The 25,478-nt window shown below is 41.2% G+C and carries 20 protein-coding genes and 1 tRNA gene; 15 read left to right on the forward strand and 6 right to left on the reverse strand.

Annotation, left to right across the window (positions count from 1 at the left end):
* Window positions 1–161 precede the first annotated feature (161 nt).
* Window positions 162–2,069 carry a putative bifunctional diguanylate cyclase/phosphodiesterase gene (locus tag ACVCDT_RS11895; RefSeq protein WP_447133004.1) on the forward strand — a complete coding sequence of 636 codons (1,908 nt, stop codon included), beginning with the start codon at window positions 162–164 and terminating at the stop codon, window positions 2,067–2,069.
* 84 nt (window positions 2,070–2,153) lie between these two features.
* Here ACVCDT_RS11895 and ACVCDT_RS11900 read toward each other — a convergent pair.
* A tRNA-Pro gene (locus ACVCDT_RS11900) sits at window positions 2,154–2,230 on the reverse strand.
* 132 nt (window positions 2,231–2,362) lie between these two features.
* Window positions 2,363–2,956: a dCTP deaminase gene (gene dcd, locus ACVCDT_RS11905; protein ID WP_447133005.1), complete on the reverse strand. Its 594-nt coding sequence runs from the start codon at window positions 2,954–2,956 to the stop codon at window positions 2,363–2,365.
* Window positions 2,957–3,276: 320 nt separating this feature from the next.
* Between dcd and metG the strand changes: the two genes are divergently transcribed.
* Entirely contained in the window at window positions 3,277–5,304 is a 2,028-nt protein-coding gene (metG, locus tag ACVCDT_RS11910; RefSeq protein ID WP_447133006.1) for a methionine--tRNA ligase, read from the forward strand.
* Window positions 5,305–5,312: 8 nt separating this feature from the next.
* On the opposite strand, the gene ACVCDT_RS11915 is transcribed toward metG, so the two are convergent.
* Complete coding sequence (locus ACVCDT_RS11915; protein WP_447133007.1) at window positions 5,313–6,086, reverse strand: class I SAM-dependent methyltransferase; 774 nt, start codon at window positions 6,084–6,086, stop codon at window positions 5,313–5,315.
* A gap of 59 nt (window positions 6,087–6,145) precedes the next feature.
* On the opposite strand from ACVCDT_RS11915, the gene gloB reads away from it, so the two are divergent.
* Both gloB and ACVCDT_RS11925 read left to right on the forward strand, forming a co-directional pair.
* Window positions 6,146–6,916 (forward strand): hydroxyacylglutathione hydrolase, encoded by a 771-nt coding sequence (gene gloB, locus ACVCDT_RS11920; RefSeq protein ID WP_447133008.1) that lies wholly within the window; start codon window positions 6,146–6,148, stop codon window positions 6,914–6,916.
* Between the two features lie 96 nt (window positions 6,917–7,012).
* Window positions 7,013–8,680 (forward strand): LysM peptidoglycan-binding domain-containing protein, encoded by a 1,668-nt coding sequence (locus ACVCDT_RS11925; RefSeq protein ID WP_447133009.1) that lies wholly within the window; start codon window positions 7,013–7,015, stop codon window positions 8,678–8,680.
* Window positions 8,681–8,764: 84 nt separating this feature from the next.
* On the opposite strand, the gene cysS is transcribed toward ACVCDT_RS11925, so the two are convergent.
* Window positions 8,765–10,144 carry a cysteine--tRNA ligase gene (gene cysS / locus ACVCDT_RS11930; RefSeq protein WP_447133010.1) on the reverse strand — a complete coding sequence of 460 codons (1,380 nt, stop codon included), beginning with the start codon at window positions 10,142–10,144 and terminating at the stop codon, window positions 8,765–8,767.
* Between the two features lie 171 nt (window positions 10,145–10,315).
* On the opposite strand from cysS, the gene ACVCDT_RS11935 reads away from it, so the two are divergent.
* Both ACVCDT_RS11935 and lpxH read left to right on the forward strand, forming a co-directional pair.
* The gene (locus ACVCDT_RS11935) at window positions 10,316–10,810 is read left to right on the forward strand and encodes a peptidylprolyl isomerase (protein WP_447133011.1); all 495 of its coding nucleotides are present in this window, start codon (window positions 10,316–10,318) and stop codon (window positions 10,808–10,810) included.
* An 88-nt stretch (window positions 10,811–10,898) separates the two neighbouring features.
* Complete coding sequence (lpxH, locus tag ACVCDT_RS11940; RefSeq protein WP_447133012.1) at window positions 10,899–11,654, forward strand: UDP-2,3-diacylglucosamine diphosphatase; 756 nt, start codon at window positions 10,899–10,901, stop codon at window positions 11,652–11,654.
* A gap of 184 nt (window positions 11,655–11,838) precedes the next feature.
* Here lpxH and ACVCDT_RS11945 read toward each other — a convergent pair whose 3' ends face one another.
* On the reverse strand, window positions 11,839–12,045 hold the full coding sequence (locus tag ACVCDT_RS11945; RefSeq protein ID WP_447133013.1) for a cold-shock protein: 207 nt from the start codon (window positions 12,043–12,045) through the stop codon (window positions 11,839–11,841).
* Between the two features lie 225 nt (window positions 12,046–12,270).
* Here ACVCDT_RS11945 and ACVCDT_RS11950 point away from each other — a divergent pair, with 225 nt between their 5' ends.
* The 3 genes from ACVCDT_RS11950 to ACVCDT_RS11960 are packed head-to-tail and all read left to right on the forward strand — an operon-like array spanning window position 12,271 to window position 14,599.
* Window positions 12,271–12,663 (forward strand): BlaI/MecI/CopY family transcriptional regulator, encoded by a 393-nt coding sequence (locus ACVCDT_RS11950; protein WP_447133014.1) that lies wholly within the window; start codon window positions 12,271–12,273, stop codon window positions 12,661–12,663.
* The gene (locus tag ACVCDT_RS11955) at window positions 12,656–13,891 is read left to right on the forward strand and encodes a TonB family protein (RefSeq protein ID WP_447133015.1); all 1,236 of its coding nucleotides are present in this window, start codon (window positions 12,656–12,658) and stop codon (window positions 13,889–13,891) included. Before ACVCDT_RS11950 ends, ACVCDT_RS11955 begins: the two co-directional genes overlap by 8 nt.
* Before the next feature lie 18 nt (window positions 13,892–13,909).
* Window positions 13,910–14,599 (forward strand): putative periplasmic lipoprotein, encoded by a 690-nt coding sequence (locus ACVCDT_RS11960; RefSeq protein ID WP_447133016.1) that lies wholly within the window; start codon window positions 13,910–13,912, stop codon window positions 14,597–14,599.
* On the opposite strand, the gene ACVCDT_RS11965 is transcribed toward ACVCDT_RS11960, so the two are convergent.
* Window positions 14,596–15,534, reverse strand: a complete 939-nt coding sequence (locus tag ACVCDT_RS11965; protein WP_447133017.1) for a LysR family transcriptional regulator — start codon at window positions 15,532–15,534, stop codon at window positions 14,596–14,598. The genes ACVCDT_RS11960 and ACVCDT_RS11965 overlap by 4 nt on opposite strands.
* Window positions 15,535–15,632: 98 nt before the next feature.
* Between ACVCDT_RS11965 and ACVCDT_RS11970 the strand changes: the two genes are divergently transcribed.
* From ACVCDT_RS11970 to ACVCDT_RS11995, 6 genes are all read left to right on the forward strand, one after another.
* Window positions 15,633–17,096 (forward strand): NAD-dependent succinate-semialdehyde dehydrogenase, encoded by a 1,464-nt coding sequence (locus tag ACVCDT_RS11970; protein ID WP_447133018.1) that lies wholly within the window; start codon window positions 15,633–15,635, stop codon window positions 17,094–17,096.
* Window positions 17,093–18,427: a 4-aminobutyrate--2-oxoglutarate transaminase gene (gene gabT / locus ACVCDT_RS11975; RefSeq protein ID WP_447133019.1), complete on the forward strand. Its 1,335-nt coding sequence runs from the start codon at window positions 17,093–17,095 to the stop codon at window positions 18,425–18,427. Before ACVCDT_RS11970 ends, gabT begins: the two co-directional genes overlap by 4 nt.
* Window position 18,428: 1 nt before the next feature.
* On the forward strand, window positions 18,429–20,273 hold the full coding sequence (pdxR, locus tag ACVCDT_RS11980) for a MocR-like pyridoxine biosynthesis transcription factor PdxR (RefSeq protein ID WP_447133020.1): 1,845 nt from the start codon (window positions 18,429–18,431) through the stop codon (window positions 20,271–20,273).
* A gap of 96 nt (window positions 20,274–20,369) precedes the next feature.
* Entirely contained in the window at window positions 20,370–21,227 is an 858-nt protein-coding gene (locus ACVCDT_RS11985) for a carbon-nitrogen hydrolase family protein (RefSeq protein WP_447133021.1), read from the forward strand.
* A 101-nt stretch (window positions 21,228–21,328) separates the two neighbouring features.
* Window positions 21,329–23,755, forward strand: coding sequence for a TonB-dependent receptor (locus tag ACVCDT_RS11990; RefSeq protein WP_447133022.1), 2,427 nt, complete (start codon window positions 21,329–21,331; stop codon window positions 23,753–23,755).
* A gap of 61 nt (window positions 23,756–23,816) precedes the next feature.
* The gene (locus tag ACVCDT_RS11995) at window positions 23,817–25,448 is read left to right on the forward strand and encodes a sulfotransferase family protein (RefSeq protein ID WP_447133023.1); all 1,632 of its coding nucleotides are present in this window, start codon (window positions 23,817–23,819) and stop codon (window positions 25,446–25,448) included.
* Window positions 25,449–25,478: the final 30 nt, after the last annotated feature.

Here is a 25,478-nt window from a genome sequence, read left to right on the forward strand (position 1 = left end):
ACCCTATTGTTATTGCTATGCTGAACCTTAGAGTTTGAGCAACAATGTCAATTTTGCTATTTAAAAAATTACTCTAAAAAGGTCAAAAAATTGCAATTGACTGGTTTTTCATCAGTTAAGCGGTAAAATAAGTCATCATACTTAAACAACATGAGTAAAAGTTGAGCGTCAACCCAAACACTTTACCTACACCTGATAGTATTACTGAAAAGGATGTCCTTAAACAGGTACGTCGCTACCGACTCATGCAAATGTGTTTGGTCATTGCATTAGGATTACTCGCGTCTTTGTCTGTAGCTAGAGGGGTTACCTATCACATATTTAGTTTTGGCTTGGGCTTTTTGTTAATTGCTTCGATTTTAGCTTACTTTCATAAAGTCGCCCTTTCAGCCTACATTCTACTCAGCTCACTATCCTTCATGCTGTTTGCTTTATCTCTAACTGGAGCAGGCATATTTGATTTAGCTTTGCTTGCATATCCTGGCTTGTTGATTTTTGCCGGCGTTTTAGGCGGATTAGGCTTATTTATTTTTATTTTATTACTTGTAATAGGCCAATGCGTACTTATTACTTGGTTGCAAATCTCGGAAACTATTAGCCCTAACTTACCTAGCTTAGACTGGAACCATCTTTTGTTTATTTTGGTTATCTTCACAGTCACTGGATTTAGCGTATTTAAATTAGTCAGCGATATAAAGCATTTGATGCTGTCGTTACAAAAAGAAAACGCCAAGGTGCAACAAACCCAAGCTGAAATTCAACATTTAGCCCATCACGATTCACTCACTAACCTACCCAATAGGCTCTACGGCGAAAAGCTATTCAGCCAAGCTTTGAGTTACTGTGAAAGCCAGCAACGTAAACTAGGCATTTTATTTTTTGACCTAGATAACTTTAAGCCTGTAAATGATGTGTTAGGCCATGCTGCGGGTGACTTGTTGCTCGAGCAACTGGCCCAAAGACTCAGCAAAGTACTTAAGCCCAACCAGCATCTAATTCGCTTTGGCGGCGATGAATTTATTTTATTAGCGGCTATAAAAAGACAAAGCAATGAGTTAAACCAACTCGCCGAAACCATCATTAAACAATGTGCTTTGGAATTTTCTATTTCTCACACGCGAATTAATATTTCAGCCTCACTTGGTATAGCCTGTGCGCCAAAACATGGTACCAATTTCAAACAATTATGCCGCAAAGCAGACATTGCCATGTACCAAGCTAAACAGGCTGGTCGCAATACCTATTATTACTATGATGAAAGTTTAGATAAAGCCAGTGATGACAAGTTTAAGTTACTGCAACTATTACGCCCTGCCATTAAAGAGCAACAATTTGAACTTTATTATCAGCCGCTGGTTAATTTAGCTGACAATAACATTCAGACAGTAGAAGCTTTATTAAGATGGCCACAAGCTGACGGTGAGATGATCCCCCCAGATAAATTTATTCCACTTGCAGAAAGTAGCGGGTTAATAAACGAATTAGGTGCTTGGGTTATTCAACAAGCTTGTCTATTTTGTGCTGAACAGCGCCAACAAGGTATCTCAGATTTGCGTGTAGCAGTGAATGTGTCGGTCAACCAATTTATTGATGGTCAACTTAGCCAAATAGTAAAAATAGCATTAGAACAAGCCAATTTACCAGCCCAAGCGCTAGAGTTGGAATTAACTGAATCACTGTTAATTAATGAAACAAGTCATATTAAATCTCAGTTAAAAACCTTAAGTGATTTAGGGGTTGCCATAGCAATAGACGACTTTGGAACCGGATACTCTAATCTAGGATATCTGCACCATTTTTTTGCCAGTACTTTAAAAATCGACCGCTCTTTTATTACTGCCTTGTGCAATAACAAACAAAATGAACCCTTAGTAAAAGCCATAATCAAAATGGCCAATAGCCTAGGATTAAAAACTGTGGCTGAAGGCATAGAAGACGAAGCAACCTTAGCTAAACTGCTGTCTTTAGGCTGCGATATTGGTCAAGGGTATTATTGGTCTAAGCCCTTAACTAAAAGCCAAGCAGGGCAATACTTGCAAGCTCATAACAAGCCTCAACAAATAACATAATCTGTTAATTAATCTTAAAACGAATTGACGGCGAATACCGATTTTATTTGATTTGATAATACTTAGATGAGGGGATAAGGAAGTTGGTCGGTGTGAGAGGATTTGAACCTCCGACCCCTGACACCCCATGACAGTGCGCTACCAAGCTGCGCTACACACCGACCGAAGCTGCGCAGTTTACTCAAATTAAATTTGTTTGCAATGGCAAATCTATAATTTTCTGTTGTTTGCCCATTCCTTAGCCAAGAATGGGCTTTTTAGGGTTTTATGAGAGACTTAGGTTAAATTTTGAATTAGGTGGATTTATCATCAGCACTAATGCGACTAGCGGTTGCGCCTGATTGGTCTTTATATTTAGCGTCTACTCTAGCGTTGTAAGGTTTTTCTGCAAAATCCGATAATAACTCAAAACTAATCGCCCCTATTTTCATACCGGGTTTTAACGCTAACGGCAGTTTTCCACTATTAAAAAACTCTAACACTATATTGCCCGACCAACCCGGATCAATCCTATGAGCAGTGACATGCACCATAAGTCCAAGTCGAGCTAAAGATGAACGTCCATCTAACCAACCCACAATATTTGCTGGTAGCGTGACTGACTCATGAGTTACGGCCAGAGCTAACTCGCCAGGGTGCAAAAAGAAGGCTTTATCAGCACTGATTTCAATTTCGTCACTCATTACATTATTCAGTGCATCTTGAACCTGGGCTTTAGGCCCACTTAAATCAATATAAGGCGCTTGGTGATCTTCAAACACGCGAAATTTGTTGCCTAAACGGATATCTACAGTGACGCCACTGATGTCGTCATAACTAGGTTGAGGGGTAATTTTGATTTTACCGTCTTGTAAATGTTGATAGATATCTTTGTCACATAAACGCATAAAGTTGGCTCGTTGTGGTTACAGTTGATTTTAGTGTGCAATGGATTTTTGTTCTTGTGCCAAGAGCTTACGCTATTTACACCAGATATAAGTAATAATATTTTGCCGCGACTAAGATTTTTTGTCGATAGCTCAATCTACACTTAGCCACGAAATTATTATTACTAAGCTTAGGTTTGTTTTGGTTTCAGTTAAATTAGCCATTAAAACCTCAGTTTTAGGTAATTTTATTAAGCTTAGGGTTAATTTCGTAATGCAATGATCAGCTATTTTCGCTACTATTTGCGGCCTTTTAAAATTTCAATTAATCATTAGTGACCATGCCGCAAAATACTCGCAAAATTCTCGTTACCAGTGCCCTGCCCTATGCCAATGGCTCAATTCATTTAGGCCATCTTTTAGAGCATATTCAAACCGATATTTGGACTCGGTTTCAACGAATGCGTGGCCATCAGTGTTATAGCGTGTGTGCAGATGATGCGCACGGCACCCCTGTTATGCTTAAAGCTCAACAATTAGGTATCACACCAGAACAAATGGTGTCGCAAACCCGTGATGAGCATCATCAAGACTTAATGGACTTTGGGGTAGATTATGATAACTACCACGTCACTCATTCAGATGAAAACAAAGAGCTGTGCGAGCTAGTTTACAACCGTTTAGACGAAGCCGGTTATATTAGCAAACGTGTTATCAGCCAGTTATACGATCCTGAAAAACAAATGTTTTTACCCGATCGTTTTGTACAAGGCACTTGCCCTAAATGTGGTGCAGAAGATCAAAATGGCGATAGCTGCGATGTGTGTAGCGCCACTTACGACCCAACCGAATTAAAAAATCCACGCTCTGTGGTGTCTGGTGCTGAGCCAGTATTAAAAGACTCTGAGCATTATTTCTTTGATTTACCTCAGTTCCAAAACATGTTGCAAGAGTGGTTGCAAAGCGGCGCGATCCAGCCAGAAATTGCCAACAAACTAAAAGAATGGTTTGAAGAAGGCATGCAACAGTGGGATATCAGTCGTGATGCACCTTACTTTGGTTTTGAAATTCCAAATGCACCAGGCAAGTTCTTTTATGTTTGGGTAGACGCCCCTGTGGGTTATATGGCCAGCTTTAAAAACCTGTGTGATAAAAACGGCTTAGATTTTGACGAGTATTGGAACAAAGACTCAGACGCCGAGCTGTATCACTTTATTGGTAAAGACATTACTTATTTCCACTGTTTATTCTGGCCTGCCATGCTTGAAGGTGCCGGTTTCAGAAAACCTACTGGGGTTAATGTACATGGTTTTGTGACCGTTAACGGCGCCAAAATGTCTAAATCTAAAGGCACCTTTATTAAAGGCCGTACTTATTTAGATCACCTTAACCCTGAATATTTACGTTATTACTTTGCGTCTAAATTAAGTGATGCGGTATCAGATATTGACCTTAACTTTGAAGATTTTGCGCAAAAAGTAAATTCTGATTTAGTGGGTAAAGTGGTCAACATCGCCAGCCGTTGCGCCAGCTTTATTACTAAACGTTTTGACGGCAAGTTATCTAACAATGTGCTTGAACCAGAACTGGTTGCAGAGTTTCATCAAGCCGAAGCTAGCATAGCCACAGCCTTTGAAAATCGTCAGTACCATAAAGCAATCCGCGAAATTATGGCCCTTGCTGACAAAGCCAATCAATTTATCGATGCTAACGCGCCTTGGGTAACCATTAAAGACGAAAACCAACAGCAGTTTACTCATGATGTATGTTCACTAGGTATTAATTTATTCCGCATTCTAGTGGTGTATTTAAAACCTGTTGTGCCCACACTGGCGAGTCAGTCAGAAGCCTTTTTAAATGATGAGCTTAACTGGGACAGTGCGCAAAGCGTATTAACCAATCACCCGATAAATAAATTTAAAGCGCTAATGCAGCGTGTAGATATGGACAAAGTCAACGCCATGATTGAAGACTCTAAAGAAAACCTAGAACCCACAGTAAAACTCGATCCTAATAGTCCGTTAGCCAAAGATCCCATTAGCGAAACTATTAGTTTTGAAGATTTTGCTAAAGTTGACCTGCGCATAGCACGTATAGCCAAAGCCGAGCATGTTGAAAAAGCCGACAAACTGTTGCGCTTAGAACTAGATTTAGACGGCGAAACAAAACAGGTATTTGCAGGTATAAAATCAGCCTATCAGCCTGAAGATTTAGAAGGCAAGTTGACTGTCATGGTGGCTAATTTAGCACCACGTAAAATGCGCTTTGGATTATCTGAAGGCATGGTTTTAGCCGCAGGCCCAGGAGGCCAAGATCTTTGGATACTAGAGCCACATGCTGGAGCACAACCAGGCATGAAAGTTAAATAACAAATAGTTTAAGTCTTGGCCCTAGTTTTAGGGCCAATTTCACTCTGCATTAAACCGGTTCTTACACTAGCACCCACAGTAGAAAATTTAGTTTTAGTTTGCCACTTTGGTTTTATCACTGATAAAGGTATTTCGCGCTTTCTAGCAACAATCACATAAATTGAACTAAACCCAGCTAAATTACGCTGACACCAAGTATTCCATTTAGTTGGACGGCTAAGTTTGCGTTGCAAAAATAACTCGTTAAATAACAAATGTTGTACCTCGGTTATTTCAAAACCTAAAAGCTGCAACCAATCTTTAATTCTGGCACAACTAAAAAAGCGCGCTTGGTGCAGCAAGCTAGCTTGATTAAAAGGTAAATATTTAAATAGCCCACACAAACTAAAGGGATTAAAGCCACTAATGATCAGATAACCATTAGGCATAATAGTACGATCAACTTCACGTAAAACCTGATGTGGGTCCTGTGAAAAATCTAATTCGTTGGCCAACAAGAATGCATCAACACTATTTTCACTAATGGGCAAACTACTGGCCATAGCTTGCATGTTAGTAAAGTTTTGTACTTTAGCGGTAACATTCACTTGGTGTTTAATTGGGCATTCTGGCAAGTTAATTTGACTGCTTAAATACCCTAGCCTAACTAAGTGATAACCAAATATTTTGCGGCTAGTTTCAGCCAAGCTCGATTCTAACAAACGTTTTAGTTCGTGTCCTAAAGGCAAAGATTGCCAGTTTTCAGGTTTGGCTGGCTGGGTTTTGATTAAAGCAGTTTTCATACACTTTATGGTACGCTAAAAGCAGAACAGTGTTAATGGTTTCTGCTAAGGAGTATAAAATGGCAATAGAAGTTTTTCCCATTCCGGCATTTTCAGACAATTATATTTGGTGCCTGCATAATCAACAGCAAGCAGTTGTGGTTGATCCAGGTGATGCCGAGCCGGTTTTAGCTTATTGTAAAAACCAAGGTTTGCGCCTTACTGGCATATTAATCACCCACCATCATTGGGATCATACCAATGGCATAGATGATTTACTCAAGGCGTTTCCTAACATAAGGGTTTATGGCCCACAAAATCCCAACATTAGCCAGATCACCCATAGACTGTCTGAGCCAGACACAATTAGCTTACCCGACCTCGCGTTAGAATTTAAAGTACTTGAGGTACCAGGGCATACCCTAGATCACATTGCCTATTACGGCGAAATTGGCCTATTTTGTGGCGACACACTGCTTTCTGCTGGCTGCGGTCGGCTCTTCGAAGGTACAGCCAAACAAATGCATCAATCATTAGCTAAGCTCACGGCACTTCCTGCGCAAACCGCTGTCTATTGTACCCATGAATATACCTTAGCCAATATTAACTTTGCGCAGCAAGTAGAGCCTAACAATAAAGCCTTGCAAGATTACAAAAGTTGGGCAATTAGCCAACGTAACAATCAACGCCCTACTTTGCCGTCAAGTATTCAAAAGGAATTAAGCATTAATCCTTTTGTTCGCTGCAACACAGCCAGTGTGATGACTAGTGTAAATAAACAAGCCGCTAACTATTGCACTGAGGCGAGTGAGGTATTTGCCAGTTTAAGAAGCTGGAAAGATAATTTTTAACGGGTAGAATAGCGCAGTTCACGCTTGCATTAGGCCAGCCTAACAAAGCTAGGCTGGTTTAAACCCGCATCTAGTCATAGTAAAAAAGGAAACACCTTGCGTTTAAATCATATTATTGCCCTTACCTTTGCCAGCGCGTTAACAGCTTGTTCCTCGTTAATGCCTAGCGAGCATGTTGCGCAATTAGAAGAAGAACAACAGATAGCCGAACAGGTTACTCAAGCCTGTGACCAACTCATTGCCCAAAGTGAAGACCATTTAGAGTGCGAATCAGCACAATCAGGCACTATTCCTGTCACCCACCCGGTTGAGCCAATAGATGTAATAGAAGAAACCACAGAACAACTTAGCCAAGCCGTAGCTGAGGTAGAAGTTAAAGATATTTGGCAACGCGTGCGCAACCAATTAAGTTTTGAGATTAGCGACAACCCTCGTATTGCTGCACAACGAAACTGGTATTTAAAACACCCTAGTTATATGCAAAGAGTGGCTAAGCGTGCCAAACCTTTTTTACACTTAATAGTTGAACAAATAGAACAACATAATATGCCAATGGAATTGGTGTTGTTACCTATAGTCGAAAGCGCCTTTGACCCATTTGCTTATTCCCATGGTCGTGCTGCTGGTATGTGGCAGTTTATTCCATCTACAGGTAAACGTTTTGGAATGAAACAAACCTGGTGGTACGATGGACGACGCGATGTACTTGCCTCTACACAGGGGGCCATTAACTACTTAACCTATTTACAGCAAATGTTTGATGGCAATTGGCTACATGCCCTAGCTGCCTATAATAGTGGTGAAGGCCGTGTACAAAGAGCCATAAAAAAGAATAAAAAAGCCGGTAAATCCACCGACTTTTGGGCCTTAGATCTGCCCAAAGAAACCCGCGCTTATGTGCCTAAGTTATTAGCCTTGGCTGATATACTAGCCAACAGCGAGAGTTACAATTTTGACTGGCCGAAAATAGAAAATGTGCCTTTTACCCAAGAAGTTACTATTGGCTCACAAATCGATCTAGCCTTAGCCGCTGATATGGCTGGCCTAAGCGTAAAAGAATTACATGCCTTAAATCCAGGCTTTAACCGCTGGGCAACCGATCCAAACGGCCCGTTTAATTTATTGCTACCTATTAACAAAGTTTCGCAGTTTACCGAAGCCTTAGAAAAAACTGATGATAAACAAAGACTAAATTGGGTAAGGCATAAAGTAAAAAGCGGAGATAGTTTATTAAAATTAGCCAACCAATATCACACCACCACAGAGATCATTAGCAATGTTAATGAACTAAAATCTAGTGTGATAATAGCGGGCGATTATTTAATTATTCCGGTCGCCTTAAAATCCCTAGAATCTTACTCCCTGTCGCAAGAGCAGCGCTTAGCTAAAACCCAAGCCCGCAAAAGTGGTAGCTACAAATTACAGCATACGGTAAAAAGTGGAGACACCTTTTGGGATCTAAGCCGCACTTATAAAGTGAATTTAAGACAATTGGCTAAATGGAATGGCATGGCGCCAACCGACACTCTGCGCCCCGGCAAAAAGCTCGTTGTTTGGGTGAATAATGTTAGTAGCAATCAACGCCAAGACGCGGTCATGCGCACCCTTACCTATACGGTAAGAAACGGTGACTCATTAGCAAAAATTGCCAATAAATTTAAGGTTAAGCTCAGTGATTTACAAAAGTGGAATCAATCTAAATTGAAAAAATATCTTCAACCTGGGCAAAAACTACAAATTTTTGTAGACGTGACTCGCACTTAATTAACCGCAATAAACACCTAAAAGTTTGTTTACCCCAATAAAAAAGGCAGCTTAGTAAGCTGCCTTTGTTCTTTTAATTTGGTATTAACCTCGTCGCCATGTGGTCCCTGACGCGCTGTCTTCTAATACTATATTGAGCGCATTTAGTGCATCTCTGGCGGCATCTGCTGCGGCCCAGTCTTTGTTAGCTCGGGCATCGTTGCGGGCTTTAATTAGTTGTTCGATTTTAGCAACCTCTTCACTATCCTCGGCCCCTGAGCCTTGTAAAAACTGATCAGGTGCTTGCTGTAAAATCCCTAAAATATCAGCAAGTTTTATCATTACACCGGCTAAGTCAGCCGCTTGTTGCCCTTCAGACTTATTAATTTCTTTAGCTAAGTCAAACAACACAGCAAATGCTTCTGGGGTATTAAAGTCATCGTCCATAGCCTGATTAAAACGTTCTTGGTAGCCGCCTAAACTTATATCAACCTGTCTATTAGGCTCAACATTTCTAAGGGCGGTATACAAACGCTCTAAAGACGCACGTGCTTGCTGAATAAAACTGTCTGAGTAACTTAACTGGCTGCGATACTGCGCAGACATTAAGAAATAACGAACCGTCTCAGCATCATATACATCTAACACATCACGCAAGGTGAAGAAGTTTCCAAGAGATTTAGACATCTTTTCTTGGTTAACCTGCACCATGCCAGTATGCACCCAATAATTTACATAAGGTGTATCAAATGCACAGCAAGATTGCGCCACTTCGTTTTCGTGATGAGGAAAAATCAAATCTGACCCGCCACCATGAATATCAAAGTGCTCACCTAAATGTTTATGGTTCATGGCCGAACATTCGATATGCCAACCTGGTCGCCCATTGCCCCAAGGCGAAGACCAATGTGGCTCGCCCGGCTTCACTGACTTCCACAGCACAAAGTCTAAGGGATCACGCTTTTCTGCAGCCACTTCTACCCTAGCGCCTGCGTTTAACTGCTCTAAATCTTGGCGACCTAATTTGCCATAATCAGCATAAGTGGCAACTTCGAATAACACATCACCACTGGCGGCTTGGTAAGCATAACCTTTGTCAATTAAACGTTGGATCACCTGAATAATTTCTTCAATATGAGTGGTAACCCTAGGTTCAACATCTGGCTCAATTAACCCTATTGCGGCAAAATCTTCATGCATTCTGGCAATAGTTTGTTCGGTAAAGGCTTCTGTGCTTAAGCCTTTTTCATTGGCTCTTTCAATAATTTTGTCGTCAACATCTGTGATGTTACGCACATATTTCACCTCTATGCCACGCGAGCGCAGATACCGCACCATTAAGTCAAAGCTTAGGTAAGTACGAGCATGACCAACATGACACACGTCATACACTGTAATTCCGCATACATATAGTCCCACCTTATTAGGTTGCAATGGTTTAAATTGCTCTTTTTGACGAGTTAAGGTGTTATAAATTTGCAGCATTAATTCAGTTCCTGTTACCAAAATGTGTAGTTGTTAAGCTCAAAGCCGCAATTCTAACACTGAGAAACTCACCCTGCATTAGTGAATCAGCCTTTAATCCTTAAAAAGATCCCAGTATTAAGCTAGAATGCGCTGATTAAATTTTTCGTAGCTAAATTAAGGAACGACTTAATGGTTAAAATCCATACAAATTACGGCGTTATTACACTGTCAATGTTTGCCGACAAAGCCCCGGTTACTGTGGCCAACTTTTTGGATTATGTGAAAGAAGGTTTCTACGACAATACTATTTTCCACCGCGTAATAGATGGGTTTATGATCCAAGGCGGGGGCTTTGAACCCGGCATGACACAAAAAGAAACCAAAGACACAATAGTTAACGAAGCCAATAATGGTTTAGCTAACAAAATTGGCACAGTAGCCATGGCCCGTACTAATGAGCCTCACTCAGCTACCGCGCAGTTTTTCATAAATGTAGGCGACAATAGCTTTTTAAATTTCCGCAGTGAAAGCACTGATGGATGGGGTTATTGTGTGTTTGCTGAAGTTACAGACGGCATGGATGTAGTAGAAAAAATTAAAGGTGTGACAACCGGCAATTCTGGATATCATCAAGATGTTCCGGTTGAAGATGTTGTGATCCAAAAAGCTGAAATTATCGACTAATTTCATTTTAGGCTGCATTGAGTGCCCAAGCTAAAATGCAGCCTAAAGGCTTTCCCCAATAGATTTTTATAACCAACAGACTACGCCTTTGACTGCTTTTACATATTTTATCGCCGACCTTCATCTTTCTGCCGACAGAGATGACATTAATCAATGTCTGTTTAGATTTTTGCGTGAACAAGCGCCAAAAGCCGAAGCACTTTATGTGTTAGGTGATTTATTTGAAGTATGGATAGGTGATGATGATCTCAACCCTTTTACCCTGAGCATAGCCAAAGCCTTTAAAGCCTTAAGTGAAACTGGCATTCCTATTTATTTTATTCACGGAAACCGCGACTTTTTATTACGCCAAGGATTTGCCAACAAAGCCGGCATGACCCTATTGCCAGAGCAAACTGTGGTTGATTTATATGGTAAAGCTTGCCTTATCATGCATGGCGACGAACTTTGTACTCAAGATATTGAATACCAAGCATTTCGCAAAAAAGCCCGCAGTTGGTGGTGGCCTAGGTTAATTCTGTGCTTGCCATTAAGTTTACGTAAAAAAATCGCCGCAAAAGGGCGAGCAACCAGTAAACAAAAACAAAAACAATTATCAGCCCAGATTATGGATGTGACGCCAGAAGAAGTGCATAAGGTGATGCAAAGTTATCAGGTAAGCACCTTGATCCACGGGCATACACATAGGCCTAATATCCATCACTTCGAGTTAAATGGCCAAGCTGCACAGCGCATAGTATTAGGCGACTGGTATGAACAAGGCAGTGTACTGAAAGTAACAAAACAAGATTTTGAATTACAACAACTAGACTTTGAAGCAGTTGATCATAGTGCAGCAAGATAACTGAAAAACAGCCGTTTGGCCACGCCTCTAAAATACCACTCTACTGAAAAACAACTATAGATAAAACTTAGAATAAAATGCGGAAATGACTAACTAAGACTTGCGGTGTCTAGCAAGGATTTTAGCCAACTATCGCTAAAACCCAGCCCATTAAATGAGCCAAAATTGCTAGTAAAAGTAATGCTTATAAAGGGATAACTTTATTTGCACAAGGACCTTTCTGCCCTTCGCCTACTTCAAACTCAACAGCTTGACCGTCGGCTAATGTTGCGTATCCGCCACCAGATTGAATTTCTGAATGGTGAACAAACAAATCTTTGCTGCCGTCTTCTGGCGCAATAAATCCGAAACCTTTGTCGGCATTAAACCACTTAACTGTACCTTTACTCATGTTGTGCTCTCTTTATGTAAGTGAATAATTTAATTCCACCAGCGCTATCACTATCACGTTAGTAGTTGGTCCAGCTTAACAGGTTAATAGCCTAAAGTCGGATTTATTCGAGTTTATTTTAACCAAGAATCAAATTTAGCTAAAAATAAAGCTTGAAAAACAAGATTACAGGTGTAATCTAAATATAAATTACAAATGTAATCTAAATTATATAGAGAACAAGCTATGCCAAATGACCCACTAAAAGTAGACATCAGCAAAGCCGAATTTGAAGTATTAAATGTGCTTTGGGATAACTCGCCGGCAAGTGCGAATGAAATCATTAAAACCCTCAATCAATTCAAACAATGGCACGACAAAACCGTCAAAACCTTACTTAACCGCTTAGTTAAAAAACAAGTAATAGGCTTTGATAAACAACAACGCAGCTATTTGTATTTTCCATTGGTTGAACGAAGCACTTACACCCAAAAAGAAAGCAAAAGTTTTGTTAGCCGCCTATTTGACGGCAAAGTCGCGCCTTTGGTAGCGGGATTTGCCAGTTCAGGATCTTTATCAAAAGACGATGTTAACGAATTAAAATCCCTGATTAAAAAATGGGAGCAAGAAAATGATTAACTGGTTAATTGAGCAACAGTTGCCTATCAGTCTTTTGTTATTGGTATTGATAGGATTAGAAGCTAAAGGCATTAAAAAATTAGGCGCCAATATAGTTTATGCATTGTGGCTACTGGTACCTTTATTGTTAATCGCCACCAACCTGCCGCAAAATGTAATTGCGGTGTCAGATCAGTCAATCTACAGCTACCTCGTTAAAGTCAATTCAGTCAACCAAGTTAATGAGTTTAGTATTAATTGGGACATGCTTTGGATTGCTGGATGCCTTGCTATTTTAACAATAGCTACAGTGACACAATGGCAAATCCATCGAATAAGCAAACTTGGCGAGCAAGATCTGAGGTTAAAGGCTAAGCTGCCAAAATCTTTATCTGTGGTATCCAACCAGCAATTTAGTGGCCCAGTGTTAACCGGCATATTTACCCCTACTTTGCTGATCCCAAAAGATTTTTATGAGCAATTTAGTCAACGCCAACAAGATTTAATCATTGCCCATGAATTAGTGCATCTACGCCGTCACGATAATCTGTTTAACCTCTTAGCCTTAATCTTTGTTGCCGTTTTTTGGTTTAACCCCATCGCTTGGTTGGCCTATCGTGCTTTTAGACGTAGCCAAGAACTGGCTTGTGATCAAGCTGTACTGCAACAAGCAAACAAACAAGACAAAATCACATATAGCCGAGCACTAGTGCAATGTGCCGAACATGCCTTACACAGCTTTTCAATTTATTCACCCTACGGAGAAAAAAACAACATGCTAAAACGTATCAACAGTATTCAGCACCCAGCTACAATCAAACCAGCCTTAGTCGGATTATGTATCGCCCTTGGTAGCACAATGTTGGCCGGCGTCGCTTTTGCCAATATGGCTGACAAAGCCTATACAGTTGAAAAAGGTGAAGATGCGAGACCTGTTATTAGAATCGAACCTAAATACCCAGTAGAAGCGGCAAAAAATAAACAAGAAGGCTCAGTCATTTTACAATTTGATATTGCTAAAGATGGCAGCACAGACAACATTGAAGTCATCGAATCTTTTCCAGCTCAAGTCTTTGATAAGGTTTCAATTGCTGCCTTAGAGCAATGGACCTACAAACCTAGAATTCAAGGTGGACAAGCACAAAGACAAACTGGGGTAAAAGTACAGTTGGATTACAGATTAGATGCACCATACCAGGGGCAAACAGCTGGTACGGCTGCTATCGAAAAAATTAAAGTACAGCACTAACTAGTACGGGCCATACTGATGAAGTTAATTATGATTATTGTGGCCCTGCTTTTAGCTGCTTGTAGCCAAACCCCAACAGTGCATTTGTATACCCGTTATTTAACAAAAGACCAAGTCACGCAAATCGAACAAGTCTTAAGCGCAAACAATATGCAAGTTAAGCCTAACGACTTGGCTTTTCCCGCTTCCATTACTCATTCCTCATTAACTTATTCACCTGTTATTGACGACCCTAATGCAGTGCGTAAAGTGCTCGATGCAATGCAAAACATAGGCTGGCCTATCCATCACACTAGTATGCTGTTTGTAGATAATCATTGGTACAAAGAAAACTCCCTTGCTTTGATGTTAGTGCCGCCAGAGGTTGATCCACAACGCAAAAACTCCAGCCAAGATATTGCCAATCAATATAGCAGTGAAAACTGTGAGCTAACTATTAGTATTCATCTGGATAAAAATGGCCAATATAAAATCCACACATCAGGGGATCACCAAATAGATGCAGAACTTACTCAGGGAAGCTGGCAAATCACTGAATTTCCCTATTTGGCGTTATATTCTATAGATGACAATTGGCCAATGTTTTTTGAATTACAACAATATAAAACTAATGATCAAATTAGTGAAATCCAGATAACAGAGCTAATTGCCTTAAGCAATTATTCGTTTTTAGGCGGCTGCAGCTTTAAGTATGGTCTTAGAAGTTAAACCACCTTGCCTTCACTTTCAGATAGTTCCAAAAACGCCTGTTGGATCAGGGCAATTTTTGCTTGTTCTCTGGGTGTTTTTTTACTGGCTAATGAAATTTTAAAGTCGTAGTGGCAAGTATCCGTACAAATTAGTCGAATATCACCTTGTTGCACTTCACGCTCTACATAACTTAAAGGTAAATAACCAATATAAGCACCAGACAAAACTAACGTTTTGCGGGTATCAAATTGATAGGCTTTGGCTTCAAGTTTTAATTTTTGTAGCTGACTTCTAGCCGCTTGATCCACATCTAAGCCTGGGTGAATGGCACTATAATTAGCCAATAAAGTTTCGTCTATGTCTTGGTCATTGATCTCAAAAAGCGCATGACCTTTAGCACAACACAAATACATTTGTTCACTAAACACTTGCGAATATTGCAAGCCATCAACCTGTTTATAATTGGGAAATAAGCCAACATGGGCTTTGTCTTTTAACAGAGACTTTTCAATATTTTCAATTGAATCACCGTCTAACACTAATTGTAATTTAGGCGCTTGCTGATGGATCTGCTGAATCACTTCTGCCAGCTTTCTTTGTTTCACCCAATCTAATTGGTCTGCACATAAAATCACTAACTCGCCACTTAATTCACTATTAAGTGAGCGAACTAACAAAGAAAAGTCATTTAACGAATCAAATAATTCAATACAGGCATGGTAAACCGTTTGCCCCACTTCGGTCAGAGTAAAGCCCCCCCGTCCACGCAAGCACAACTTAAGTTTCATGCGGCTTTCTAGATTCCCCATATGCACACTAATAGTTGAGCGAGTTATACCTAGCTCTGCTTCTGCAGCGGAAAACCCGCCATTTTCTACCACAGACTTAAAGATGCGTAAAAGACGTAAATCGTATTCAGTAACAGGCTTAGGGATCAAATTTGAGCGATTCATTAAGTTTTACCAGCCTAAACGTAAAGGTTGAATGTTTAATATTTAAAGCCTAATGCATTTAGGTTTCAATAGCCAAATATTCTGATAGGAGCAGTAAAGTGCAAAATATAAACGATCCAAATTTAATCAAAACTGCGTCGTATATTAACGGTGCTTGGGTAACCAATAGCAATAAAATAGCGGTGACTGATCCAGCAACAAATAAGCTGTTAGTAGAAATCAGTGACGCCAGTCCACAACAAGCTGAAGATGCAGTACTGGCCGCTAGCCAAGCATTGGCCAACTGGTCTGCCAAAAGTGCCCAACAACGCGCTGAGTTGCTCAGAGCTTGGTTTAATTTAATTATGCAACATCAAGACGATTTGGCGCAGATTTTAACTCAAGAACAAGGTAAACCTTTAGCCGAAGCAAAAGGCGAAATAGCCTATGGCGCTGCCTTTATTGAATGGTTTGCTGAAGAGGGCAAGCGCATTTACGGTGACGTTATCCCCGCTCCGTCAAGTGACAAACGCATTATTGTTATTAAACAACCCGTAGGTGTTGTCAGTGCTATCACCCCTTGGAATTTTCCTAACGCTATGATCGCCCGAAAGGCGGCAACGGCATTAGCAGCAGGCTGTACCTTTGTGGTGCGACCCGCCACCCAAACTCCCTTATCAGCCCTTGCTATGGCAGAGCTAGCCGCAAGAGCTGGCATTCCAGCTGGCGTATTTAATGTGGTAGTAGGTCAAGATGCACAAGCTATAGGTAAGGTGTTAACTGAACATCCTAAAGTAGCTAAATTCACCTTTACTGGCTCTACCAATGTGGGCAAAAAGTTAATCGCTCAATGTGCCAGCACAGTGAAAAAAGTGTCTATGGAATTAGGCGGCAATGCGCCCTTTATAGTATTTGCCGATGCAGATTTAGACGCTGCAGTTCAAGGCGCCTTGGTATCTAAATACCGAAATGCCGGACAAACCTGTGTTTGTACCAATCGTATTTTAGTGCAGCAAGAGGTTTATCAAGCGTTTTGCGACAAATTCATCACTGCAGTCAAACAATTAAATATGGGCAACGGACTTGAACAAGGCACAGACATAGGCCCAATGATCAATGCCCAAGCAACCAGTGATGTAGATGATTTGGTCCAACAATCTATTGCTCAAGGTGCGCATTTAGCCCTTGGAGGACAGCGCAGTGAGTTAGGTGATAATTTTTATTTACCCACTGTTTTAACCTCAGTCACTAATTCTATGCCTATTGCTAGCCAGGAAATTTTTGGCCCTGTCTCACCCATTATTAGTTTCACCGATGAACAAGATGCCATTTTGCAGGCCAATGCCACTGAATACGGCTTAGCCGCTTATTTTTATAGCCGCGATATAGGCCGCATCTTTCGCGTAGCAGAAGCCTTGGAGTTTGGCATGATTGGCATTAATGAAGGCATTATTTCCAATGCTGCTGCGCCTTTTGGCGGCATAAAACAATCAGGCAATGGCCGCGAAGGTTCGCGTTACGGACTAGACGATTACTTAGAAATTAAATACCTATGTTTAGGGTCAATGGAGCAAACAGCATGAGCTTAAAACAATCTACTCAACCAACAATGAATAGCAATCAGCACTTACAAACACGCAAAAACGCAGTAATGGCCAGAGGCCAAGGCAATGTCTATCCGGTTTTTGTTAGCCATGCCAAAAATGCAGAAGTATGGGATGTAGAAAACAATCGTTATATAGATTTTGCATCTGGCATAGCTGTATGTAATACCGGGCATAGTCACCCTAAAGTGATGGTAGCTGTAGAGGCGCAAATGCAAAAGTTTAGCCATAGTTGTTTAATGGTTAATCCCTATGAAGTGGCGGTTGAATTAGCCGAAAAGCTAGTCAAAATTGCCCCAGGTGAGTCAGAGAAAAAAGCCATGATGGTCAGTACTGGCGCCGAAGCAGTTGAAAATTGTATTAAAATCGCGCGGGCCTATACCAAAAGACGTGGGGTCATTGCTTTTAATGGTGGATTTCATGGGCGTACCAATATGGCCATGGCGTTAACAGGAAAGATTGCTCCATATAAACAGGACTTTGGGCCCTTCCCTTCCGACATCTATCATCTGCCTTTTCCTGATCCACTTCGTGGAATATCAGTTGAAGATTCACTATTGGCCATAAATACCTTGTTTAAAACAAGTATTGCGGCCCAAGATGTGGCCGCCATCATAATTGAGCCTGTACAAGGTGAAGGCGGATTTTACCGGGCTCCTGTAGCCTTTTTGCAAGAGCTTAGAGCTGTATGTGATCAACACGGCATAGTACTTATAGCCGATGAAATACAAACGGGTTTTGCGCGTACCGGTAAAATGTTTTGTTTTGAATACGCAGAGGTAGAGCCTGATCTCATCACTATGGCCAAAGGCATTGCAGGTGGTTTGCCGCTGGCAGTAGTAGTTGGCAAAAGCCATATTATGGATGCCCCTTTGCCTGGCGGTTTAGGCGGCACTTATGGTGGCTCTCCGGTGGCTTGTGCCGCAGCCTTAGCAGTATTAGACATAATAGAAAATGACAATATATTAGCCAAAACCCAAGCTATGGGAGAGCTATTTGCGCAACATTTACATGAATTAAAAGACCAATACCCAGGCTTTATTATTGATGTACGTCAAATTGGCGGCATGTTAGCCATAGAGCTGGTTAATAACGGCGACATTGCTCAACCTAACACTCAACTCACTCAAGCCCTGATAGCCAAAGCGGCTGATTATGGGTTAATTTTGTTAGCTTGTGGGTTTTACGGAAATGTCATTCGTTTTCTACCGCCTCTGACAATTGAAGAGGAAATTTTGCTGCAAGGTATTGCTAAATTTAAACAACTATTTCAGGATGTGGTTTCGTTACAGGATATAAAAAGCCATTAATGTGATCGAAAAAACAATGCTTAAGCGATTGATCCATATAGATACTTCTCTTGATGAGAGTTTACAAAGTCAGATCCGCAATAAATTAGTGGAAGGCATTTTGGTGGGATCATTCGCTTTAGGCAGCCGATTACCTTCATCGCGCAAATTGGCCGAACAATTAGGTGTGGCCCGCAACACTGTGGTGTTGGTTTACCAAACTTTGCAAGATGAAGGTTACATAGTTAGCAAAGAGCGCAGTGGGATCTACGTCAGTGATAAAATTCATCAAGGCTGGGTAAACGATAAACAAAGCCAGCCAGCTTTTACTCCAAAAGCCAGTGACAATCAGCATAGATTTAAAGGGGTATTGCAAACCACTAATCACACAGCTTGTCCTCCCGATTGGCAAAAATATACCTACCCTTTTATTGATGGCAAATTTGATGCGTCTTTATACCCAGTAAAAGAATGGCGAGAAGCCAATCAACAAGCCAATGTGACACGTGAAATCAACCAATGGTCTCAGCTTCAGGGTATAGGTGATGACCCTATGTTAGTGGAGCAAATTCGCACTAAAGTCATACCTAGGCGTGGTATTCACGCTAGCAGTAACGAAATATTAATTACTGTGGGTACCCAACAAGCCTTGCATTTAGTCGCTCAACTTTTTGTGGATAAAAGTGTAACTGTGGCGGTAGAAGAGCCAGGTTATCCCGAAGTTAGGGAGCTAATGCAATATTGTGGAGCCAACTTGGTGTACCAAGCAGTTGACGACAATGGTATGCAAGTAGACGAAAACTTAAATCAATGCGACATTGTTTACACTACCCCTAGCCACCAAACGCCTACTAGTGTGACTATGTCTATGAGCCGGCGTCACGACTTATTAAAAAAAGCCAATCAAGAAGACCTATTGATCATCGAAGATGATTTTGAGTTTGAAAGTAACTTTTTACGCCAACCTCACCCCGCCCTGCGAAGTTTAGATGACAAAAATCGGGTGATTTATATTTCCTGCATCTCCAAAGTGTTGGCCTCGGGCATACAGATTGGTTTTATTGTGGCTGATTCTGGGGTGATCAACGAATTAAAAAAGCTACGCAAAATGACCATGCGTAATCCACCGTTAAACAATCAAAGGGCAGTAGCACACTTTCTAGCCCTAGGTTATTACGACGCCTTTATGTGGCAGTTACATAAGGTCTTTTTTGAGCGTTGGTTAACCTTACGTGAAGCGTTAAATACTTATTTACCCAATTGCATTGATACTGGCCCCATACAAGGGGGAACGGCTTATTGGATAACCGGCCCTAAGCAATTAGATGGTGAAAACTTACGAGAAAAAGCCGCACAAATTGGGATATTAATTGAACCGGTAAAACGTTACTTTGCTAAAAATAACCACCCAGAAAATTGTTTTCGCATGGGCATTACCAGTATTCCTAACAATAGAATTCGTGCAGGGGTTAGTAAGCTGGCCGAGCTTATTCACCAACTTACCGCTGAATACGAAGAAAAGCTCGACAACGCCAGCGGTAAACTCCTAACAGAAGACGCCTTACATCAATTATTACCTGGTGCACAACTAGAATGCCAAATGGTTTATGGGGTGCCTTGTACTATAGATTTATTGCCCGATGGCCAAATGATTGGACATACTGGTGGCATAGACAGCGAAACTGATACAGGCCGTTGGTGGATTGAAAATGGCATGTATTGGCGTCAATGGAAGTTATGGAGTTATGGTGAAATCAAAGGCTTTTATGTGATCATGGATGGACAACAAATGAAATGGTTTGACCAAAACTATTGTTTTGTACGCCAACTCGAACTAAAAAATGCCTCCGTCATTCTGGACCAGTAACTAACATCAATCTGGTACTATCCCCTCCACTCTGGACCCATTAGAGTAAGCTTAACACTAGCATCAATTAGTTAATATTTATCCGCGAGGGATCTAATGAGTCATTTTGCCATTGCTGGTTTACAACTAAATTCTTCCTGTAACAATAATCTTCAGTACATTTCTGAACAATTAGTTAATTGTAAGAAACGTTTTCCTTGGCTAGATATGTTGGTATTAGGAGAGCTCAACAGTTTTGGCCCTGAAAAGAAATATGCCGAGCCTATGCCCGGCCCCACTGAACAGTTTTATTGTGACCTAGCTAAACAGCTAGATGTATGGCTTATCCCTGGTAGTCACTACGAAAAACACCAAGATAAAATTTTTAATACCGCTGTGGTTATCAATAACCAAGGCCAAGTAGTTGCCCGTTATCGCAAGATTTTTCCTTTTTGCCCTTATGAAACTGACGTAACTAGCGGACAAGATATTTTAGTATTTGACGTACCTCAAGGGCGCATTGGGCTAGCCATCTGTTATGACCTATGGTTTCCAGAAGTGGCTCGCAGTATGGCTTGTGCAGGGGCTGAATTACTCATTTACCCCACTATGACAGGCACTATCGACCGTGAAATAGAGCTCAACATGACCAAAGCCACAGCGGCTATGAATCAATGTTATGTCATGGCAATCAATACTGTTGGTGAATTAGGCAACGGCCAATCCATAGTAGTGGGACCGCAAGGCAATGAAATATATGTAGCCGGTGAATTACCTGAAGTGATCCCAGTTGAAATAGATTTTGCTCAGGTACGCCGCGATCGCGAACGTGGCCTGCATAACTTAGGGCAACCTTTAAAAAGCTTTAGAGATAACCGCTCAATAATTCATGGTTTAACAGAAAACACTAATAAGCAGTTTTTAGATTCGTTAGGCCCATTAGCCTTACCGAGTAAAAATAATAGCGACAACTAATTCTGGACCAATAGCTGGCACCAATCTGGTTCTATGAGTCAGGCAAAGGGTGCTCTAATCTCGAACAATAGAATAAAAAAAACGCAAACTGGAGTAATACTATGCATGCTGTGACGTTTAAAAAACATTCCATCGCCCAAGCCATTACTAGCGCTTTAATTTTAAGCGCACCTGTGGCACAAGTCTCGGCGCAAGAAGGTTCGACCCAAAACGAAAAAACCATTGAACGCATTGAAGTAAAAGCCAATAGACGCGTTCAGAACATTCAAGATGTGCCATACAATATTTCCGCCATGTCGGGTGCAGAATTGTTAGATGGCAACATAATTGATTCCAATGAAATGCTACGTAATATTCCAGGCGCTACTGTTGTTGATCGCGGTTACCGTAATTCTGGGGTGATTAGTGGCGTGGTGATTCGAGGCGTTAATGTTGACAGCGGCTCGCAAGGCGATGTGGCTTTATCTGCGGTTTCAACTGTGGCTGCCTATGTTGATGACACCCCTTTAAATGCCAATTTTATTCTTAAAGATGTAGATATGGTTGAGGTATTAAGAGGTCCTCAAGGTACCTTGTACGGCTCTGGCTCTTTAGCAGGCACAGTTAAATATCGCATGAAAAAAGCTGAAACCGATGAGTTTTATGGCAGCGTTGGCGGATCTTTAAGTCAAACCCAAGGCTCAGAAGGCTTTAATAAAAATATGGATGTCTTGATCAACATCCCCATTACCGACAACCTAGCGTTTCGAGCGAATGTAGGACGAATCGACAACGCAGGTATAGTGGATTACACCAATGTCTACGTGTTAGATAGCAACAATTACGCACCTGCTGCACAAAATAATGATCTGGCTGCAGGAGGCGTTAGCTTTCGCAGCGTTGAAGATGCCGATACTGTAGATATTGACTATGGCCGACTCTCTTTATACTGGGAGCCAAGTGCTGACTTAAGAATTAACCTAGCCTATCAGCAACAAAACGACGAAATTGGCGGTCGCCGTCAAGTAACGCGCGGCAATAACTGGGTAAATGGCACTGAGCAAGCTTATGCTGAGTACGAAAATGGCGCAGTAATACTTGAGCCATCTGATCGTGAAGTAGACCTTACCTCGCTCGAAGCAGAATGGGATCTGGGTTTTGCCACCCTCACCTCTAGTACTTCAAAATATAATCATAAAGGGAATTCGGTCAGTGACAATACCGGATTTTACGCTCAGCAAAACTGGTTTGCCGATTTGTATTACGGCTCGCCCAGACCTTTAGCTAAAGCTTTTCGTGGGTATGATGAGCAAGCTTTTGTGCAAGAGATCCGTTTAGTGTCGAATGAAACAAAAAACAATATCGATTGGGTATTGGGCGCTTATTATATGGATCAAGACAATGTTGCCACCCAAGATAGCTTTATGCCTGGCTATCAAGAATGGGCGGGGGCTGCATTTTCTTGGTGGCCAGTTATGGCCGACTTTGGCATGGTCTACACAGATAATGACTTTCATTATGTACGCAATGAAAACTTTAAAGATAAAGCCCTATTTGGTGAGTTAACTTATCACTTCTCAGATGCGCTACAAGGCACTATAGGTGTACGCCACTTTAACAATACCTTTGTTAATGACACAGAATTAGTGCTACCTATTTGGCCATTTTTAGGGGCTGAGCCAACCTTTGAAACAGACGAAAGCGATACCCTGTTTAAGATGAACCTGTCCTATCACTTAGACAAAGATACTATGTTTTACGGCACTATCTCTGAAGGTTACAGACGTGGAGGAGCCAATGCGGTGCCGCTTACTGGTAGCTTGGCAGAAAGGCCAGAATGGCAGCAATATGATTCAGACAGCATAGTCAATTATGAGTTTGGGGTAAAAGGTTATCTAAGCGGTAACAAACATAGTTATACCCTGTCGGCCTTTCGCTTAGATTGGGATAATCCGCAGCTAAATACAGCGTCAACTTGGGGCTTTTTCACTGTGGCGAATGGCGAATCAGCCAAAACTCAAGGCATAGAATTAGAGTTACAAGGTTATTTGTCTGAGAATATTCACTACGTACTTGGTTATGCCAATATCAATGCAGAATTGACCGCAGATTTTATTGTACCAACAGGTGTAACAGCTGACTCACCTACACGCATTCAGGCCTATGACGGAGACAAATTACCAGCTTCACCAGAACAAACTATCAGTCTAGCTTTAGATTATACCTACGAACTAGACAATGACATGTACTGGGTTACTCAGGTCAATGTGTATTATCAATCAGATTCTCTTAACTATTTAGGCGACAGCGCTGCCTTGCAAGCTGATATAGACGGATTCTCTTTAGTTAATGCCACCTCTAAAATTAGCAGTGATGACTGGGATATCACTTTCTACATTAAAAATATCTTTAATGAAGATGGGGTAACAGGTTTGATCCCAGAAGCTTACATGGGCACAGATCCTGATGAAAACTTTTATGGTAATTCTTCTAAAGATTACATCAGCTTACCTAGAACCCTAGGCGTGGCATTTAATTATCGATTCTAATCTAGGCCCTTTTGCAGGTGAAAGCCTGCAAAAGGTTTCCTTTTAAATAGGATCGCTTGTTATGCTAAGTCACCCAAGTATTACCAATAATGATGTTTTGTTAATGACAGATCAGGGACAAGCCGCAGCGCAACAGTTAATTGAAGAAGTTTGGCGCCTAGTGCGCCTTAAATCATTAGACCAAGCAAGCTTGCTTAGTCAAAAGCTTACCCAAGATTACCCTCAATATGCCGCTGGTTGGCAGGTAGCGAGTGTAATAGCAATGCAACTAGGCCAAAGCACGAGTGCTTTAAACTATATTCAAAATGCCTTAAATATACAGCCAGACAACAGGCATTGGTTGTTAGATAAAGCGCGTTTGTTGTTTATCTGTCAGCAACGCTCAGCTGCACGCCAATTAGCCATAGAGTTATCACAAACGCCTATTGATTCAGTGGCCTATTGCGCTGAACTGGCCCTATTGTTAAATAAGCTGGGCCTGCATCAAGAATCTTTAGACTGGTATCAACAAGCCTTAAGCATTCAGCCTAATAATGCCCAGCTATTGTTTAATTTGGCTTCATTACAACGTTTTATGGGGCTGCTTGTTGAGGCCCAACAAAGTTTAGACAAGTTAATTCAATTAAACCCGCAAGATAGTGAAGCCTGGTTATTGCGTTCAAGTTTGCTTAAGCAAACTCCAAACGCTAACCATATTGCTGAGCTACAAAAAGCCTTAACTTTAACCACTTCTCCCTTGCCTAAAGCGCAGCTTTATTATGCCCTAGGCAAAGAATTAGAGGATTTAAAACAATACCCACAATGCTTTGATGCCTGGCAAAATGGGGCGTCAGTGCGTCGCCGCCATATGCAATATTCAGTAGAGAATGATTTAGCGACCTTAGAGAAAATTGCTCAGGTATTTGATGCCCAAACTTTTCAACAAAATCTCGCTGGGTATAACGATAGCCAACCGATTTTTATAGTAGGCCTGCCACGTACCGGCAGTACTTTAGTAGAAAGGATCATTAGTAGTCATTCTGATGTATTTAGTGCTGGTGAGTTAAACAATTTTGCTCTTGAGATGATGCAATTGGTGCGCAAGCAATTTAATCAGCCACCCGCCAATAAACTAGAATTAATTAGCGCAACTAAAAACCTCGACTTTGCCACTTTAGGTAAAAACTATATTAATAGCACTCGCCCAGACACCACAGGCTATAAAAGGTTTATCGACAAGCTTCCGCTAAACTCGCTTTACATTGGTCTTATCCACTTAGCCTTGCCTAAGGCAAAAATTATCTATGTTCAGCGCCACCCTATGGACAGTTGTTTGGCTATGTTTAAACAAATATTTACTCAAGGTTATCCGTTTTCTTATGATTTAGAGGAGTTAGCGCGCTATCAAATTGCCCATTATAAATTGATGGCACATTGGCAACAGGTGTTACCTGGCGTGATCCATAACATTAGTTACGAAAACCTAGTGGCAGATTTAAGCAAACAAACTCAGGCACTACTCAACTACTGTGAGCTACCTTGGCAAGATCAGTGCTGTGAATTTGAACAAAATTCCAGTGCCGCCACCACTGCCAGTGCTTCGCAAGTAAGGCAGCCTGTGTATAGCAGCTCAGTTGGCAAGTGGAAACATTTTAGCCAAGCATTAGCACCAGTAAAAAGCTTATTTGAACAGGCTGGTATACCTTGCGAGTAATACTGGGGGGGCTTTTTTATCTGATCTGCC

Source organism: Paraglaciecola aestuariivivens, from assembly GCF_052983255.1.

Excerpts from the sequence above, each read along its gene's own strand:
- dcd (WP_447133005.1), bottom strand. The coding sequence starts at position 2,956 with ATGCGTTTATGTGACAAAGATATCTATCAACATTTACAAGACGGTAAA.
- metG (WP_447133006.1), top strand. The coding sequence starts at position 3,277 with ATGCCGCAAAATACTCGCAAAATTCTCGTTACCAGTGCCCTGCCCTAT.
- ACVCDT_RS11915 (WP_447133007.1), bottom strand. The coding sequence starts at position 6,086 with ATGAAAACTGCTTTAATCAAAACCCAGCCAGCCAAACCTGAAAACTGG.
- gloB (WP_447133008.1), top strand. The coding sequence starts at position 6,146 with ATGGCAATAGAAGTTTTTCCCATTCCGGCATTTTCAGACAATTATATT.
- cysS (WP_447133010.1), bottom strand. The coding sequence starts at position 10,144 with ATGCTGCAAATTTATAACACCTTAACTCGTCAAAAAGAGCAATTTAAA.
- ACVCDT_RS11935 (WP_447133011.1), top strand. The coding sequence starts at position 10,316 with ATGGTTAAAATCCATACAAATTACGGCGTTATTACACTGTCAATGTTT.
- ACVCDT_RS11945 (WP_447133013.1), bottom strand. The coding sequence starts at position 12,045 with ATGAGTAAAGGTACAGTTAAGTGGTTTAATGCCGACAAAGGTTTCGGA.
- ACVCDT_RS11950 (WP_447133014.1), top strand. The coding sequence starts at position 12,271 with ATGCCAAATGACCCACTAAAAGTAGACATCAGCAAAGCCGAATTTGAA.
- ACVCDT_RS11955 (WP_447133015.1), top strand. The coding sequence starts at position 12,656 with ATGATTAACTGGTTAATTGAGCAACAGTTGCCTATCAGTCTTTTGTTA.
- ACVCDT_RS11960 (WP_447133016.1), top strand. The coding sequence starts at position 13,910 with ATGAAGTTAATTATGATTATTGTGGCCCTGCTTTTAGCTGCTTGTAGC.
- ACVCDT_RS11965 (WP_447133017.1), bottom strand. The coding sequence starts at position 15,534 with ATGAATCGCTCAAATTTGATCCCTAAGCCTGTTACTGAATACGATTTA.
- gabT (WP_447133019.1), top strand. The coding sequence starts at position 17,093 with ATGAGCTTAAAACAATCTACTCAACCAACAATGAATAGCAATCAGCAC.
- ACVCDT_RS11985 (WP_447133021.1), top strand. The coding sequence starts at position 20,370 with ATGAGTCATTTTGCCATTGCTGGTTTACAACTAAATTCTTCCTGTAAC.
- ACVCDT_RS11990 (WP_447133022.1), top strand. The coding sequence starts at position 21,329 with ATGCATGCTGTGACGTTTAAAAAACATTCCATCGCCCAAGCCATTACT.
- ACVCDT_RS11995 (WP_447133023.1), top strand. The coding sequence starts at position 23,817 with ATGCTAAGTCACCCAAGTATTACCAATAATGATGTTTTGTTAATGACA.